We start from the raw sequence: 17,091 nt of genomic DNA, 5'->3' as shown, positions 1-17,091 counted from the left end.
CCGGGTGGGGGTCGGCGCAGTCGCTGGTTCAGACCGTGCTCCGAGGGGCGGCCTGCAAGATGGCGCCACCCGCGCGGCGAACCGCGGCCGGGCTGCGATCGACATGCAGGATGGCGGCCACGATCTGCTCGGGCGCCGCCAGCGCCGGCGCCATCGACCAGCGGTCGTAGACGTCGTTGCCGATGCGCACCATGCCGGTGTGGCGATTGATCTCCTTGTCGACCTTCGGGTCCGGGTCGTAGAAGCCCAGGGCAAAGCGCACGAGGTCGATGTTGCTCCGGCTCCCGGTCAGGAAAAGCCAGCCCGGGTTCACGCTGTGCATCTCGGCGTAGTCGGCCAGGTGCTCGACGGTGTCGATCTCCGGGCGGATGGTGATCGAGTACATGAAGATGTCCCGGCCCACCCGAGAGGCCAGGCGCTCCTGCACGCGCAGGAGGTTGTTGGTCATGAGCGGACAGATGCCTTCGCAGTCCGCGTACATCATGTTGATGGCGACGATCTTTCCCCGGACCAGGTCGTCGTAGAAGTTCACCTTCGCCCCGGTGTGGGTCTTCAGTTCGACGTTCGGCATGCGACGCCCCGGGCGTGCAGCCGTTGCCGGTGCCTCGGCGGAGGCGGGCAGGCCGAACGCGTACAAGGACGCGACGCCCAGTCCGGCGATCAAGTGTCTGCGGTGGTTCATGAGAATCTCCTGAAAGTCATCGGCGTTCTTCACACGATGTCGAAGCGAACCATCATTGCGTGGTCCTCGTGGGTGAGGTTGTGGCAGTGCATCAGGTACTTGCCCGAGAAATCGCGAAAGCGCACGAGCACCCTCACGGTCATGAGTTCGCCGACGACGAAGACGTCCTTGCGTCCGCGCTCGTTCACGGGAATGGGCAGGCTCACGCCGTTGACGCTCTTGCTGAGAATCCGTCCTTCTTCGAAGTGCACGTGGATCGGGTGCTGCCAGCCGTTGTCGGGATTGATGAACTCCCAGATCTCGGCGGTGCCCCTGGTGACCCTGGCTCTGGCCGTGAGCGAATCGAAGAACAGCCCGTTGACGTTCCACATGCCGCTGTTGCGCTGGAACACCCAGGTGCGAACCGGCAGGGCCGCGAGTTCGCTGGCACTGGGCAGGTCGCGCAGCGGGCGCAGCACGCTCGGCACCACGCTCAGGTCAGGTGTCGGGGGCTGGCGATCGACGATGAACTTGAGCACGCGCGTGCCCGGCGACTGCACCGGGCCGGGCCGGCGGGTATCGACCTGCGTGAGCTGGTTGACGAGGTAGAGCGTGGTGTTCAGCGGGAATCGCGAGAAGTCCACCACGATGTCCGCGCGCTCGGCCGGGGCGATCCGCACCCTCAGCTGGTTCAGGATCGGTGCCGGCAGCAGGTTGCCGTCGCTGGCGATCTGGGTGTACGGGTACACGATGGTGCCGCCCGTGTTCTGCAGCACGAACTCGTAGAAGCGCGACGGCCCGACGTTCAGCAGCCGCAGCCGGTACTTGCGGCGTGCCACGCGCAGCACCGGCTCGATCTTGCCGTTGACCACGATCTTGTCGCCCAGCACGCCCTCGGGGTTGAGCTCGTCGAAGGTCAGCCGGCCGCCCGAGTCGAATCGCTTGTCCGAGAAGCTCAGGGGGTAGTCGTACGCGCCGCTGGGCAGCCGCAGCCCCGTGGTCTCGTCGCCGGTGTCGAGCGTGTCGAAGACCATGTAGCGCCCGAACATGCCCTTGAGCACGTTGGGCGCCGTCACGCCTTCCGTGTGGTCGTGATAGAAGAGCGAGCCCAGGGCTTCGCGCGAATCGCCGAGGCCGCCGAACTCGTCGAAGCCGGCGTAGAGGTTGGGGTAGAAGTGGTCGTTGAAGGTCCCCGGCGCGGTCAGCGTCACGCCGCCCTGGACGGCGCTGTAGAAGTCGCTCGCGAAGCCGTCGCTCTCCGACGGCGTGTGCATGTTGTGCAGGTGCGTGCTGATCTCGGGCGAGCCGAATCCCGTGTGGTTCTGCGGCAGCTGGTTGCGGATGCGGCAGATGACCGACTGCCCGTAGCGCGCGTGGATCGTGGGGCCCGGCGTGGTCACCCCCGGCGTGTTGCCTTCGTAGCCCCAGATGGGCTGCGGGGGGTAGTAGGGGTTGTTGCCGTTGAACAGCCAGGCCGGGTTCTCCTTGGCCGTCAGCTGGTACAGCAGCGGCGTGCCGGCCTTGCCGGGCACGGTCAGTTCCGCGTAGCGCTGGTGCGGTGCACGACCGCACTCGCCGCCTGCGATGTTCGCGTTGAGGGTCGGGGCCGGGGTCAGCGTGGCCAGCGGTGTGAGCGGCGTGACCTGGTTGGGCAGGTCCTCGACCCACGGTGTCGTCGGCGGGCTGGGCGGCAGGGGCGTGGGTTGTGCGCGGGTCTTGCCCGGTGTCAGGACCAGGGGGGCGGCCGTGGCTGCCAGCGAGGCCTTCAGGAACGTGCGTCTCTTGCTGTGGGCGACAGGCGTCACGGGGTCGTGGTGGTTGGAATCCTTGCGCATGATGTATTCCCCTCGTTGACAGAGAACAGCCCCGCTACATCTGCCGTCCCGATCGGCGGATGGTGGAGGTGATGGGCTCGATGACGTACTGCAGCGCGGTCTGCGAGACGCCCGCGATGTAGACCTCGGCGGGCATGCCCGCCTGGAGCTTGAAGTCGCCGATGGCCCTGAGCGACTCGGCGTCGGCCAGGATCATCACGCTGTAGTAGGGCAGGTTGGTCTGGCGCTCGATCAGCCGGTCGCCGGCGACATAGGTCACCTTGCCCGTGACCATCGAGGTGTTGCGGTACTTGAAGGCGGTGAACTTCACCCGCGCGCGCTGGTTGAGGTGCACGTTGCTGATGTCTTCCGGACGGATGCGCGCCTCGATCATCAACTGGGCGTCGCTGGGCACGATGTCCGCGATCGCTTCTCCGGGCCCGACCACCGCGCCGGGCGAGGTGAACTTCAGGTCGATCACTTCGCCGCTGGCCGGGGCCACGACGACCTGCCGCTGCGCCGCGTCGTTCGACTTGCGCTGCTCCTGCTCGATCTCGCCCAGGCGCTGGGTGGTGGCCTTGAGCTGGTCGCTGGCGGCCTTCACGTAGTCGTTGCGGATCGACTGGATCTTCAGGTCGATCTCCACCAGGCGCTGGGCGGCGCGCGCCAGTTCCGTGCGCCGCTCTTCGAGCTTGGCCGCGTACTCCATCACCACCGATTCGAGCTGGGAGATCCGGCTCGACGAAATGAAGCCTTCCTGGATCAGGCCGCGGTTGGCCTCCAGGTCCTGCCGCTGCAGGACGAGCGAGTTCTGCGCCTGCGCGATCTGCGCGTGCACGGCAACGATTTCCTGCTGCACGCGATCGCGCTGCGTTCTCATGAGCGAGGCCGCGCTGTCCAGCGAATGGCGCTGGGCCTGGAACAGCGCCGTCTCCTTGAGCAGGGCCTGGCCGATGCGATCGTCCTGCCGGGCCGCGCGCAGCAGGTCTTCTGGGAAGGCGAGCGTCTTGGCGACGGACTGCTCGGCCTCCAGGCGCACCAGCATGGCTCGCTCCAGATGGACGCGGTAGCTCAGGCGGTTGCGGTCGGCGTCCACGCGCACGTCGCCCAGGACCAGGATCGGATCGCCGGCGTTCACATGCTGGCCGTCGCGCACCATGACTTCGCGCACGGTGCCGCCTTCCAGGTGCTGCACCGGACGGCGATTGAGGTCCACCTTGACGAACGCGGGGGCCACCACCGCCATCGAGAGCGGGGCGAGGCCCATCCACAGGCCCAGGGGCAGGATCGCGCCGAGGATGACCCAGCATCCGCTTCGCGCGAGGCGTCGTGCGTGCTCCCGGCTGCTGCGTGGGGCGGCAACGGGAGGCATCGGGAGTGTGGCGGTGCTCATGGTGCGGGGTCCTTGTTCGCAACGGCGGCGCGGCGCTCAGGCGGCCTTCTGGTCCACGATCGCCTGGGCCTGGCGCTGCATGTCGCGCATCACCTCGCTCGCCGGGCCGAACTGCTGGATGCGGCCCGCGGCGAGCACCAGGATCTTGTCGACGTGGGCGATCAGCGACGGGCGGTGGGTGACGACGACCGAGGTCACGCCCGCCTGGCGCAGGCCGCTCATCGCCTGGGCGAGTGCGACTTCTCCGGCGCCGTCCAGGTTGGAGTTCGGCTCGTCCAGGATCACCAGCTGCGGGTTGCCGTACAGCGCACGGGCGAGCGCGATGCGCTGGCGCTGGCCCGGAGACAACCGCGAGCCGTGTTCGCCCACCGGCGTGTCGTAGCCCTTCGGGAGGGTCAGGATCATGTCGTGCGCATTGGCGCGCACGGCGGCGGCAACCACCGCTTCGGAGTCCACCTTGTCCAGGCGCGCGATGTTGTCCGCCACGCTGCCGTCGAAGAGCTCGACGTCCTGGGGCACGTAGCCGATGTAGGGGCCCAGCTCTTCGCGCGGCCAGTACGACACGTCGGCACCGTCCAGGCGGACCTTGCCGCTGCTGGGGCGCCACACGCCCGTGAGCACGCGCGCGAGGGTCGACTTGCCGGCCGCGCTCGGGCCGACGATGGCCAGGGCCTCGCCCGGCGCCAGGGCGAAGACGATGTTCGAGAGCACCAGGGTCTCCGAGCCGGCCGCGCGGTACGAGATGTTCTCCGCGCTCAGGCGTCCTTCGGGGCGCGGCATGGCGACATGCGGCTCGGTGCGCTCGAAGTCCTTCGACAGTTCCTGCAGGCGCCCGTAGGCCGCCCGTGCCTCGATCAGCGTGCGCCAGCTGCCCACGAGCTGCTCCACCGGCTGCACCGCGCGGCCCAGCAGGATGCTGGTGGCGATCATCACGCCGGCGGAGGCCTGCTGGCTCAGCACCAGGTACGCGCCCAGGGCCAGCATGAGAATCTGGATGGCCTGGCGCGCGGCCTTGGTCCCGGCGGTGAACGCCACGGTGCTGCGGCTGGCGCTGGTCTGCATGGTCGCGATCTGGTCCTGCAGCGCCCGCCAGCGCACCAGCAGGCGCTGTGTCATTCCCAGGGCCTGCAGCACTTCGGCGTTGCGCAAGGAACTCTCGACGTATTGCGCGGCGCGTCGCCCTTCGTTCTGCAGGGTTTCGAGCGACCGGCGGCTGATGCGGTCGTTGAGCCAGGCCAGGCCGAGCATGAGGAGCGCGGAGAACGCAGCGCCCACGCCGAGCGCGGGGTGGAACATCCAGATCACGAACACGTACACGAACACCCAGGGCGCATCGAACACCGCGATCAGGCCATTGGCGGAAAACACGGCGCGAAGCGCGGCCACGTCGCGGATTCCTTCTGTCCTCACGCCGCTCGGGGCGCGTGCGGCGCGCTCCACGATGGCGTTCACCACCGGTGGGGAGAGTCGCTCGTCCACCATGATGCCCACCACGTTCTGCAGCCGGGTTCGCAGGTAGTCCAGCAACAGCAGGATGAACAGCGCCACGCCGGTCCCGGCGAGCAGCACCAGCAGCGTTTCATGGCTGCTGGTCGAGATGACCCGGTCGAACACCTGCAGGGTGAAGAACGCGGGCACCAGGAACAGCAGGTTGATGAAGAAGGAGAACGCCGCGATGTACAGCAGCAGCGGTCGCAGTTCCATCCACAGGGTTTTCATGTGCGTCTCCTGTGGTTCTGTGGGGCGTTGCTCAGTTGACCTGCGGGTCTTGGGCCGCGGCCTGCGCCGCGGCTTCCAGCGACTTCACCCGCCGCACCAGCCGGTCGATGGTCACCATCTGCGCCGAGTAGGCGCGCGACAGTTGTTGGGTCGCGTCGCACAGGCCCTGGATGGCGACGCTCAGCTCGTCCTTCTTCGCGTTGACCATGCCGATGCGCGACATGATCAACGTCGCCACCTCGCGCGGGTCGGAGATGGAACGAGGGGCCTGCTGCGGGCTTGCGTTGTTTTTCTCGTCCATGTCGTTCTCCGTGGTCAAGGTCGTTGAAACGTTGGCGGTGCTCATGTCGACAGCACGAAATCGGCCTGCGTGATGGTGTTCGTTCCCACCCCGTTCACGCCCATCAGCAGGATGCTTTCCAGGCCGTCGAACTCGACCAGCGTGTCGGCGCCCAGGTCGGTGATGGACACGTTGGCGGCAAAGTTGCCGGCGTTGATCCCCATCGCGGAGATGTTCAGCCGGTCCTGCCCGTTGAGCAGGTTCCCGCTGGCATCGAAGCCGAGGATCGTGTCGTTGCCGAACCCCGGCGCGAACACGAAGACGTCGTCTCCCGTTCCGCCGTCCATGGTGTCGTTGCCCGTGCCGCCGGTCAGCCGGTCCGCGCCCGCCCCGGTGCTGAGGGTGTCGTTGCCGCCACCGCCATCCACCACGTTCGCGGCATTCAGGAGCGCCACGGGCGCGAAGCTGATGTTGTCGTTGCCCTGGCTGCCGATCACGTTCTCCACCGAGCTCAGCGTGTCGGTGCCGGTCTCTGCGCTGGTGGCGGAGGTCGGCGTGACCGTCGCACCGGCCGAGGTGGCGGACAGGTCGTAGGTGTCGTTGCCGATGCCGCCGGCGTAGCTGTCGTTGCCGTCGCCCACCGTGGCGATGAAGGTGTCTGCGCCCGCATCGCCGTCCACCGTGTCGCTGTCCAACCCGCCCGTGAGCCTGTCGTCGCCCGCCTGGCCGTTGATGGTGTCGTTGCCCGAGCCACCCAGCACGATGTCGTCGCCGGCGCCGGCACTGATGGTGTCGTTGCCGCCCTGGCCGTCGATGAAGTTCGCGCCGCCATTGACGACGATGATGTCGTTGCCCTGGCTGCCGATGATGTTCTCCATCGTGTTGAGCGTGTCGCTGCCGATCTGCGCGCTCGTGGCGAGGTTGACCGTCACCGTCGCGCCGGCCGTGGTGGCCGACAGGTCGTAGGTGTCCACGCCGGCCCCGCCGACATAGCTGTCGTTGCCGTCGCCGATCGTCGCGACGAAGCGGTCGTCGCCGCCGCCGCCGTTCAGCGCGTTGGCACCGGTGTTGCCGGTCAGCGTGTCGTTGCCGGCGCCACCGGTCACGTTCTCGATGTTCGCCACCGATTCGAAGCCCGTGGCCGTGCCGGTGGCCAGGTTCACGGTGACGGCCGTGGTCGTGGCACCGTAGCTCAGGGTGTCGACGCCGCCCTGGAGGTCGGCCGTGACCGCCTCGATGCCGGTGACGGTGCCGCCCGCCAGGGACGCGATCGCCGTTCCCGTCAGCACCACCGCGAGCGTCTGGCCCAGCGCCGTGCCGGCGATGTTCAGCCGGTCGTTGGCACCCGCGCCGCCGTTGATCGTGTCGGCGCCGTCGCCGACGAGGTAGTGGAAGAGGTCGTCTCCCGCGCCGCCGTCGACCGTGTCGTTGCCGGCGCCGCCGGTGAGCGTGTCGTTGCCCTCGCCACCCGTCACGGTGTCGTTGCCGCCGCCGGCGTCGATGACGTCGTTGCCGCCCTGGCCGTCGATCACGTTCGCGCCGCCGTTGACGACGATGCTGTCAGCGCCCTGGCTGCCGATGAAGTTCTCGATGGCAGAGAGCGCATCGGTGCCCGTCTGCGCGCCCGTGGCGGTCGTCGGGGTGATGGTCACGCCCGCGGAGATCGCGGACAGGTCCAGCGTATCGGTGCCGCCGCCGCCGGTGTAGCTGTCGTTGCCGTCGTTCACCGTCGCGACGAAGCGGTCGTTGCCGCCGCCGCCGTTGAGCACGTTGGCCAGCGCATTGCCCACGAGCACGTCGGCGCCATCGCCTGTCGTCACGTTCTCGATGCCGGCGATCGAGGTGAAGCCCGAGGCCGTTCCGGCCGTGAGGTTCACCGAGATGGCCGCGGCGCTGGTGTAGGTCAGCGTGTCCACGCCGGCCAGCAGGTCGGCCGTGACCGATTCGACATTGCTCACCGTGCCGCCGGCCACCACCGTGAGCGCGGTGCCGTTGTAGCTCACCGCCAGCGCGTCGGCCGCCGCCGTTCCGATGACGTTCAGGGTGTCCAGCCCCGCGCCGCCGTCGACGGTGTCCGTGCCTTCGCCCATCGTGTAGTTGATGGTGTCGTTGCCGCCGCCGCCGGCGATGCTGTCGCTGCCCGCGCCGCCGTCGATGAGGTCGTCCTGGCCGAGGCCGTTGATGGCGTCCGCGCCGCCGCCGCCGAAGATCACGTCCTGGCCTTCAGTGCCCGTGAGGACCTGGGCGGCGTTGTTGGCCGCGATGAAGTCGCCCGTGACCACGGTGGCCGCGGAGCGCACCGTCTCGAGCGCGCCCGCATCGTCCGTGAAGCTCACCGTCAGGCGCAGTTCGCGGTTGACCTGGTCGGCGCCCGGCGTGAAGGTCGCCAGGGTGGCGCCCGCGATGGGCGTGAACCCGGCGGCGCCGCCGCCGACACCCGTGTTGACGGCCTGTTCCCACTGGTAGCTGAAGACGGCGCCCGTCAGCCCGTCCACGTCGCTGATGCCGAGGGTCGATGCCGTCAGCAGCTGGCCTTCGGTCGGCGTGGTGTCGCTGATCGTCGGCTGCCCGGTGGCCGCGGCGTTGAGGGCCAGCGGCGCGGTCGTGGCGGAGTACACGTTCTCCAGCACGTCGTTGGCATCCTTGTAGACCGCCCGCACGCGCAGCGCCAGGCCGAGCTCGAAGGTCCGCGGCGTGAAGCTCGTGCCCGTGGCCCGCGCCACTTCGCCGCCGGCGTTCTCGATCAGGATGTCCTCGAAGATGCCGGGGCGGACCTCGGCCTGCCAGAAGTAGGCGATGGGGCCGGTGATCGCACCGTCGGGGTTGGTCGCGCTGACGTTGTCCGGATCGGTCACGCCCAGGGCCGACACGGTGAGGGTCGCGCCCAGGGTGGGCGTGGTGTCGCTGAGGGTCAGCTGGCCTTCGGGATCGAGGTTGAAGCCTTCTTCCGCAATGAACGCCGCGCCATCGGAGAACTGCAGGCGCTCGATGTTGCGCACCACGTCGATGCCGTCGGCGCCGGCCACGCCGTCCACGACATGGCTGATGCGCCAGACATCGTTTTCGAGGAAGGTGATCTCGTAGTTGCCGAAGACGTCCGAGAAGACGGCCGTATCGAAGTCCGGCGCATCCGACATCAGGATCTCGCGGGCAATGGTGAGTTGACCCGGGTTGTAGGTGCCGTCGAAGACGCGCCCCTGCAGCTCGAGGTCGGTCATGGTGTCATAGCTCGCGATCTCGGCGCCCGTTCCGTCGGCGTTCTCCCGCACGCTGATGCGTACGTTCAGCCAGGCATCGCCGTCGATGATGTCGTTGCCGCCGCGGCCCTCCAGCAGGTCGCTGCCGCCGCCGCCCAGGATGATGTTGCCGGCAAACGAAGTCACCGGTCCGTCCATCTCCATGCCGACACCGAGCACCTGGTCCAGGAGGCCCTGCAGGCCGTCGATGAGTTCAATGTGGGTCAGCACGCTGCCCGTGGTGCCCGACAGCGCCATCGCGGCCGCATCGTTGTCGTCTCCGCGCAGGACGTCGGCGTGCGCCGAGCCCGACATGCCCTCGACCGAGGTGAACCGCGCCAGCACGGTCGCGTTCGAGATCGGCACGGGCGTCTCGTCGAAGGCACGAAGGAACAGGTCGGCCGTGACGCCGAAGGCGTCGTCCTTGAACCCGGCCCAGTCGAAGCCGGAGCCGCCTTCGTAGCGGTCCACCTGCCCGCCGTTGCCGAACATGATGTCGTCGCCGCCTTCGCCGTCCATCCGGTCGGAGATCGAGTTGCCGATGAAGACGTCGTGGCCCACCACCTGGTCGCGGGCGAAGGCGTCGAAGTTCTCGCCGGCGCTGCCGTCGGCCATGCCTTTCTCGATCCAGTCGTCGCCTTCGTTGCCGAACACGAACTCGTTGCCGCGGGCGCCGAGGATGAAGTCGTTGCCCGTGCCGCCGAACGCCTCGGACGGGTCTTCACCGGTGACGATGAAGTCGTTGCCGTGGCCACCCAGGATCAGGTTGATGCCGTTGCCGCCGTGGATGGCGTCGTTGCCGTCGCCGCCCTGCATGTTGTCGTCGCCACCCAGGTCCGTCATGATGTCGTCGCCGGCCCCGCCGAAGACGAAGTCGTTGCCGTCCCCGCCTTCGAGCCGGTCATTGCCGGCGTCGCCCCAGAGCGTGTCGTCGCCGATGCTGGAAATGATGGTGTCGTTGCCTGCGGTGCCGCCCAGAACGACGTGGTCCTCGCCGCTGTACTGCAGGTAGTTCGGATCGGCCGCTTCGGTGCCGGGGTTGTTGCGCAGCACCAGTGGCGTCAGGCTGCCTTCGGCCGTCGGATCGTCGCGCCCGTCGAGCCCCAGGCCCGTGAATTGCCGGGACGGGTCCACCTCCAGCGTGAACCCCGGCGTCGTGAAGATGTCGCCGGGCAGGTGCTCGACGTCGGTGTTGGCCATCACCAGCCGGGCGAAGGAGTTGTTCTCCAGCTCGGTGAGGAAGTTCAGGCCCTGCGTGCGCTCCAGGTAGTAGAAGCGGTCGCCGTCCTGCAGCTTCTCCATCTGCTCCTCGAAGACGAAATTGAAGGTCGAACCCAGCAGGCCACCGAACGGCATCTGCTTTTCGGCCAGGCCGCCGATCCACAGGTCGATGTCGTCGACGCCGGTGGTCGTGATGCCGGCCTCGTCGGCGTAGGCATTGCGTCCGTACAGGAAGTCGAGCCGGTCCTCCGGCGCACCGATGCCGCCGTAGACCAGTGCCACCGCCGCCGCGCGCTTCTCGATCAGGGTGTCGGCGGCGGCCAGGCTGGCGTGCACGCCGTAGGCCGCAATGAAGTTGACCACCGAGGCCTCATGCTTGATGTGCTGCATGAAGTCGACCCAGTTCGCGTAGGGCTTGAGCTGGCTGTCACCGGTCACGCTGTAGAAGTCGCGCCGCGCGGCGTTGAGTGTCGGCACGCCGGTGTCGCGCCCGCGCACGATGTTGATCGTCGCCAGGTCGAGCGGCAGGCCGAGCAGGTTGTTGCGCAGGGCCTCGGTCACGAACTCATCGATCTCGTTGCCCTGTTGCCGCGTGAGGCCGCGCGCGAGCGCGCCGGCCGCTTCATCGGCCGTGATGCCGCTGGCTGCGAACGCGAGCGGATTGAGGAAGGCCTCGATCAGCCCGAGCTGCTGGGTGGGGTCGGCCGTGCCGCCGATCACGTTGAAGTCGACGTCGAAGCGGTCCACCGTCTCCGTCAGCATCGAGTGGCCGAAGCGGTACACCGTGTGGGCGAACTCGGCGACGATCGATGGATCGATCTCGGTGTCGTAGACCTGGGTGGCGGCAAAGAAGATGTCGATCTGCGGCTGCACCTTGCGCGCGAACTCCTCGAACACCAGGTGCTGGTACTGCATCTCGGTGCCGAAGCGGGCCGCCTGGAACAGGCGCTCGCCGTCCCACGAGCCATCGGGCAGGTGCCATTCGGCAATGAAGGCCGCGTCGCCCGACGCCATGATCACCGCCTTGGTGTGTTCGACCAGCCGGTTGTGCTCGGCGTGGAACACATGGTGAATGCTGGTCAGCGCGATGTTCTCGTTGACCCGACCGTCGCCGGCGATGTAGTGCGCGTCGAGCAGTTCGTCGTCGTAGAAGCCCGCGGCCGGCGTGCCGCCGATCTGGTCGTCGGCATCGGCTGTCAGCGCGACGCCCTGGCTGTTCACCGGGTTGGCGGTGTGGGCGATGTCGGCCAGGAACACGTGGCCCGTGCGCACGGCCAGGCTTGCATCGATCGGCGCGCCCGGCAATCCCGAGGCCAGCGTGCCGCCGGCCTGCAGCACGATCTGCGCGAAGCCGGTCACCGGGTCGGGAATGAAGTTGCCGTACTCGTCGGCCGCCAGCAGCGGCAGGTTGAGCGCGTCGGCATTGTCCAGCGCGATGCCCAGCAGGTCGCGCGCTTGCGCCTTGACCACCGCCCAGGTGGCCATGCCGCCCAGCTCGATGTCGTCGGCCGTGCCGAAGAGGCCGTCGGCACCGAGGTCGCGGTTGGTGATCAGCCGCCCGGTGGCGACCGGCTTGCCGTCGGCGTTGAGCTCATAGGCGCGCAGGAAGACCTGGTGCGAGGGGTGCGACGTGTAGGTCTGGTTCTGGTCGATGAACGGCGTCGTGAGGTTCGTGGCCTCGTGCGTGGTGTCGTCCGCGGTGCCCATGACGCCGTCGGCGCCGGGGCCGGCAACCTGGGTGGCGCGCGTCAGCACCAGGAAGTTGCTGTTGCTGCCCGACACATAGAGTGGATCGTCGGGCTGCAGCGGGACGAAGATGGTGCCGTTGCCGCCCTTGGCCACGAGGTCCAGGCCGTGGTCGAAGAACTGGCCGAAGAAGGTCATGAAGGCGTTGAACGGTGCCGACAGGCCCTCGTCCGGCGCGGTGTTCGGAATGACCAGCAGGGTGCCGACGGGAATCGCCACGCCGTCCAGGTCGTACAGGACACCGTCCACCAGCGTGCCCAGGCCCGCGTCGACGAACGCGCTCACCGCCGCCGGGTTGTTGCTCGTCATGTCGACGATCAGGTTGCTGATGATGCGCGGGTCGGCGTCCACCACATTGCCGCTGGGGCCGTAGTCGGTGTTGGTGAGCGTGCCTCCCGGGCCGAGGTTGATGGTGTCACCGTCCTGGTCGTTGCGGAACACCGGATCGACCAGGCGCGGAAACACCTGGTCCGCGGCGCCAAAGCCGGACTGGCCCTGCACCAGGTTGTTGTAGGAGCCGTCCACCGTGCGCAGGCCGAGCGGCGCGCGCGCGTTGTCCAGGATGTCGGTCAGCGCCTCGCCGCTCGCATGCCGCTCCGAGATCTTGATCTGCTCCAGGATGAACTGCAGGTCGGACTGCAGGAAGCGCACGCCCGCGCTGTCGACCAGCGCGGAGGAAGGCGCCGGCGCCGGCGGCACGACGGCCGCCACGCCGGTGACCGCCGCGGTGGGGGCGGAGTAGACGGTTTCCAGCACGCCGTCGGCATCGCGGTAGACGGCCCGCACCCGGATGGCCAGGCCGTCGAAGGGCGCGGTGACCCGGAAGGTCGTGCCGTTCACCGTGGCGGGCTGGCCGCCGCCCAGGTCGATGATGTCGCGGAACACGCCCGGCGCGCGCGTCGGGTCGGCCTCGTACTGCCATGTGTAGCTGATCGGCCCGGTGACCGTGCCGCCAGGGTTGTCCGCATCGGTGAGGGCGGCCGACACGCTCAGGAGCTGGTTGATCTGCGGCGTGTCGTCGCTGATCGTGACCGAGCCGCCCGGTGCGTTGTTGCTGCCGGACAGCAGCTGGACGGTGTCGGAGAACTGCAGCCGCTCGATGTTGCGCAGGATGTCGGTGCCGTCGGTGCCGACGTTGTCGGTGACGGTGGTGCGGCCGTCGGCGCCGGTGGTGACGGTGTAGTTGGCGCGCAGCCCGGAGAACATCGCGGTGTCGTAGTCGGCGCTGTCGGACATCAGGATCTCGCGCACGATGCTGAGCTGGCCCGGGTTGATCTCGCCCGAGAGCATGCGCGGCACCAGCTCCTTCAGGCTGTCGACGCTGGTGAGGCCGGGCACGCCCGAGACGGCGATGCGCACGTTGAGCCAGGCGTCGCCGTCGATGATGTCGTTGCCGCCGCGGCCCTCGATGAGGTCGCTGCCGTCGCCGCCCAGGATGATGTTGCCCTCGCCGAACGAGGTCATGCCCGCGGGCAAGAGGCCTTGCAGGCCGTCGATCAGCGCGATGTTGGTGAGCACGCTGCCGGTCCAGCCGGCCTGCAGGATCTCGACGGCGTCGGCGTCGTCGCCGCGCAGGAAGTCGGCGAAAGCCGATCCCGACAAGCCTTCGGTGAAGGCGAAGCGGTCCATCATCGCGGCGTTCGAGTTGACCACCGGGGGCACCACGAAGTCGTTGACGATCATGTCGGCGGTCACGCCGTACTTGTCGAACTTGTAGCTGGCCCAGTCGAAGCCGGAGCCGCCGTCGAAGTGGTCTTCGCCGTCGGAGCCGGTGAAGATGTCGTCACCGCCTTCGCCGATCAGCTCGTCGAAACCGCCGCCGGAGATCAGGACGTCGTTGCCGATGACGCTGTCTTGCACGAGCGGGTCGAAGCTGTCGCCCGTGGTGCCGTCCTGGGTTCCCAGCTCGATCCAGTCGTGGCCCTCGTTGCCGAATGTCGGCAGGTTGCCCTTGCTGCCCAGGACGAAGTCGTTGCCCTGGCCGGCAAAGACTTCCGAGACGTCCTCGCCGGTGATGATGAAGTCGCTGCCGTCCCCGCCGATGATGAGGTTCGCGCCGTTGCCGCCGTGGATGACGTCGTTGCCCTCGTTGCCCTTGAGCACGTCGTCGCCGCCGCGGTCCGTGATGATGTCGTCGCCCGCGCCGCCCTCGACCTGGTCGTTGCCGTCGCCGGACTCGATGCGGTCGTTGCCGCCGTCGCCGTAGATGGTGTCGTCGCCGATGCTGGCGATCAGGGTGTCGTTGCCGGCGGTGCCGCCGAGCACGACGTGTTCGTCGCCCGTGTAGCGCAGGTAGGTGGTCTCCACGGCCGCGGTCGTGGGATCGTCACGGATCACGAGCGGGGTGAGTTCGGTGCCGCCCTCGGTCGGGTCGCCGTGGCCGTCCACGCCGATGCCGGTGAACTGGCGCAGCGGGTCGACCTCGAGGATCAGGCCTGGGGTCGAGAAGATGTCGGCCGGCAGGTGCGTGGCGTCGGTGTTGAGCATCACCAGCTTGGCGAAGGTGTTGTTCTCCAGTTCGGTGAGGAAGTTGAGGCCGGCCAGACGCGAGAGGTAATAGAAGCGGTCGCCGTTCTGCAGCGCCTCCATCTGCGACTCGAAGACGAAGTTGAAGGTCGAGCCCAGCAGGCCGCCGAAGGGCATCTGCTCTTCGGCCAGGCCGCCGATCCACAGGTCGATGTCGTCAACGCCCGTGGTGGTGACACCGCCGACCATCGCGTAGATGCCCGTGCTGTTCAGGAAGGCGAGCCTGTCTGCTTCGTCTGCAACGAAGCTGCGCTCCGCGGCCGTGCCGGCGTTGAGAACCACGGTGCCGCCGAAGACGAGTGCGGCCGCCACGGCCCGCTTCTCGGCCATCGTGTCGACGTCCGCGGCGGTCAGCGCGCCATGCGTGCCGTACGCCGCAATGAAGTTGATGACGGAGGCTTCATGCTTGAGGTGCTGCGTGAGGTCGACCCAGCTCGTATAGGGCTTGAGCTGCGGGTCCGCGGTCGAGGTGTAGAACTCCCGGCGCGCTTCGTTGAGCGTGGGAATGCCGGTGTCCCGGCCGCGTGCGATGTTGATGGCGGCGAGGTCCAGCGGCAGGCCCAGGAGCTGGTTGCGCACCGCGTCGGTGACGAACTCGTCGATCTCGTTGCCCACCTGCCGGGTCATGCCGCGCACGATGGCGCCGGCCGCCTGCTCCGGCGTCAGTGCGCCGTCGTTGTTGAACCCGATCGGGTTGAGGAAGGCATCGACCAGCGCGAGATCGCTCGACAGGAAGTTGGGGTCCAGCCGGTCAACGGTCTCGGTCAGCATCGTGTGGCCGACGCGGAAGACCGCGTGTGCGAACTCGGCGACGATCGCCGGGTTGATCGTCGTCTGGTAGTTGGTTTCGGCCAGGAACTCGTCGACGGCCGGCTGCATCTTGCGCGCGAACTCTTCGAACACCAGGTGCTGGTACTGCATCTCCGTCGCGAAGCGCGCGGCCTGGAAGATGCGCTCGCCGTTCCATGAACCGTCGGGCAACTGCCATGAGGCAATGAACGCGGCGTCGCCGGTTGCCAGGACCGTCGCCTTGATCTCTTCGGCCTGCCGGTTGTGCTCGGAGTGGAAGACGTGGTGGACGGAGGTCAGGGCGATGTTCTCGTTGCCGCGGCCGTCGCCGGTGATGAAGTGGCGGTCCAGCAGCTCGTTGTCATAGGTGCCGGGTTCCGAGAGGCCGACGGCCGAGTCGCTGTCGGGCGCCAGCACGCCGCCCACGAACACGGGCGCCGCGGCATGCGCGATGTCGTTCAGGAAAGCATGGCCGGTGCGAACGCCCACGCTGGCGTCGAGGGGCGCGCCGGGCGTGCCCGAGGCGAGCCCGTTGCCGTCCGGGTCCAGCGGCCCGCCGACGTCGGCGGCTCGCAGCACGATCTGCGCGAAGCCGGTCACGGGATCGGGGATGAACTTGCCGAACTGGTCCGTCGCCAGCAGGGGCAGGTCCAGCACGTCGGCGTCGTCGAGCTGGATGCCGAGCATCAGCGCCTGCGCCTTGACCTGGGCCCAGTTGGCAAGGCCGCCGTCGGCGCCATCGAGCAGGCTGCCCGTGGCCACCGGACGGCCGTTGGTGTCGAGCACGTACTCGCGCAGGAACACCTGGTGCGAGGGATGCGAGGTGTAGGTCTGGTTCTGATCGACGAAGGGCGTGGTCTGGTTGGTCTGGTCGCCGTTCGCATCGCGCGTGGCGCGCGACAGGATCATGAAATTGGGGGCGCCGGGGGTCGTGTCGAACAAGGGGTCGTCCGGCTGCAGCGGCATGAAGATCATCTCGGTGCTGCTCTTGTTGACCAGGTCGAGTCCGTGGTCGAAGAACTGGCCGAAGAAGGTGAACCATGAATTGAAGGGCGCCGAGAGGCCTTCGTCGGGCGTGGCGTTCGGAATCTCCAGCAGCGTGCCGGGGGGAATGACGACGCCCTGGAGGTCGTACAGGACGCCGGCTGCGTCGATCGTTCCGAGGCCCGCGGCCACGAAGGCGCTCACCGCCGCGGGGTTGTTGCTGGTCATGTCGGCGACCAGGTTGCTGATCAGCCGCGGGTCGGCATCGACCACGTTCCCGGCGCTGCCGTAGTCCGTGTTGGTGATCCCTGCGAAGGCGTCGTCCTGCTCGTTGCTGTAGGTCTGCGGCACCAGCTGCGGAAACGGGTTGTCTGCGGCACCGAACTCGCTCTGGCCCGGCATCAGGTTGTTGTACGACCCGTCGACCGTCCTGAGGCCGAAGGGCGCAAAGGCGTTCGGGACCAGGCTGGCGGGGTCCGCTCCCGCTGCTTGTGCTTCCGCAATGAGAATTTGTTGAAGAATGAATTCGAGATCGGACCTGATCAGCGTGGCCATTTCTATTCTCCTCAAGACGAACGACTTTCAATGCAGCCCCGGTCCCGCCTACATGGCGAAAAGGCTCATGTAGCGTGGCTCAGGAGTGACCGCGCGCCTGGAATTGCCAGCCGCGGGTTTTTCGAGGAAGTGATGCAGCGCGTGACCCGGTGGCGGTCACGCCTGGG

6 protein-coding genes are annotated in these 17,091 nt (G+C 67.9%); all 6 read right to left on the bottom strand.

All coding sequences use genetic code 11. The features are described from left to right. Positions 1-28 precede the first annotated feature (28 nt). Genes AC1RAD_RS28480 through AC1RAD_RS28455 form a run of 6 tightly spaced genes read right to left on the bottom strand, consistent with a single transcriptional unit; the run spans position 29 to position 16,924 of the window. A complete protein-coding gene (locus AC1RAD_RS28480; RefSeq protein ID WP_492738436.1) occupies positions 29-682 on the bottom strand; it encodes an SCO family protein in 654 nt (217 codons plus the stop codon). A 29-nt stretch (positions 683-711) separates the two neighbouring features. Continuing rightward, positions 712-2,496, bottom strand: a complete 1,785-nt coding sequence (locus AC1RAD_RS28475; protein WP_492738434.1) for a multicopper oxidase domain-containing protein — start codon at positions 2,494-2,496, stop codon at positions 712-714. 34 nt (positions 2,497-2,530) lie between these two features. Further along, entirely contained in the window at positions 2,531-3,868 is a 1,338-nt protein-coding gene (locus tag AC1RAD_RS28470; RefSeq protein ID WP_070059823.1) for an HlyD family type I secretion periplasmic adaptor subunit, read from the bottom strand. A 36-nt stretch (positions 3,869-3,904) separates the two neighbouring features. Continuing rightward, positions 3,905-5,587 carry a type I secretion system permease/ATPase gene (locus tag AC1RAD_RS28465; protein ID WP_095950015.1) on the bottom strand — a complete coding sequence of 561 codons (1,683 nt, stop codon included), beginning with the start codon at positions 5,585-5,587 and terminating at the stop codon, positions 3,905-3,907. A 31-nt stretch (positions 5,588-5,618) separates the two neighbouring features. Beyond that, positions 5,619-5,888, bottom strand: coding sequence for a hypothetical protein (locus tag AC1RAD_RS28460; protein WP_143599160.1), 270 nt, complete (start codon positions 5,886-5,888; stop codon positions 5,619-5,621). Positions 5,889-5,929: 41 nt separating this feature from the next. Further along, positions 5,930-16,924: a peroxidase family protein gene (locus tag AC1RAD_RS28455; RefSeq protein ID WP_492738432.1), complete on the bottom strand. Its 10,995-nt coding sequence runs from the start codon at positions 16,922-16,924 to the stop codon at positions 5,930-5,932. Positions 16,925-17,091 lie beyond the last annotated feature (167 nt).

This window comes from Variovorax sp. GW823-FHT04B03 (assembly GCF_058796495.1).
Note: the sequence above shows the minus strand (reverse complement) of the source record. Positions and strands in the feature narration are given on the sequence as shown.

What these genes read in the sequence shown, in the direction of transcription:
- AC1RAD_RS28480 (WP_492738436.1), bottom strand. Translation starts at nt 682, where the DNA reads ATGAACCACCGCAGACACTTGATCGCCGGACTGGGCGTCGCGTCCTTG.
- AC1RAD_RS28475 (WP_492738434.1), bottom strand. Translation starts at nt 2,496, where the DNA reads ATGCGCAAGGATTCCAACCACCACGACCCCGTGACGCCTGTCGCCCAC.
- AC1RAD_RS28470 (WP_070059823.1), bottom strand. Translation starts at nt 3,868, where the DNA reads ATGAGCACCGCCACACTCCCGATGCCTCCCGTTGCCGCCCCACGCAGC.
- AC1RAD_RS28465 (WP_095950015.1), bottom strand. Translation starts at nt 5,587, where the DNA reads ATGAAAACCCTGTGGATGGAACTGCGACCGCTGCTGCTGTACATCGCG.
- AC1RAD_RS28460 (WP_143599160.1), bottom strand. Translation starts at nt 5,888, where the DNA reads ATGGACGAGAAAAACAACGCAAGCCCGCAGCAGGCCCCTCGTTCCATC.
- AC1RAD_RS28455 (WP_492738432.1), bottom strand. Translation starts at nt 16,924, where the DNA reads ATGGCCACGCTGATCAGGTCCGATCTCGAATTCATTCTTCAACAAATT.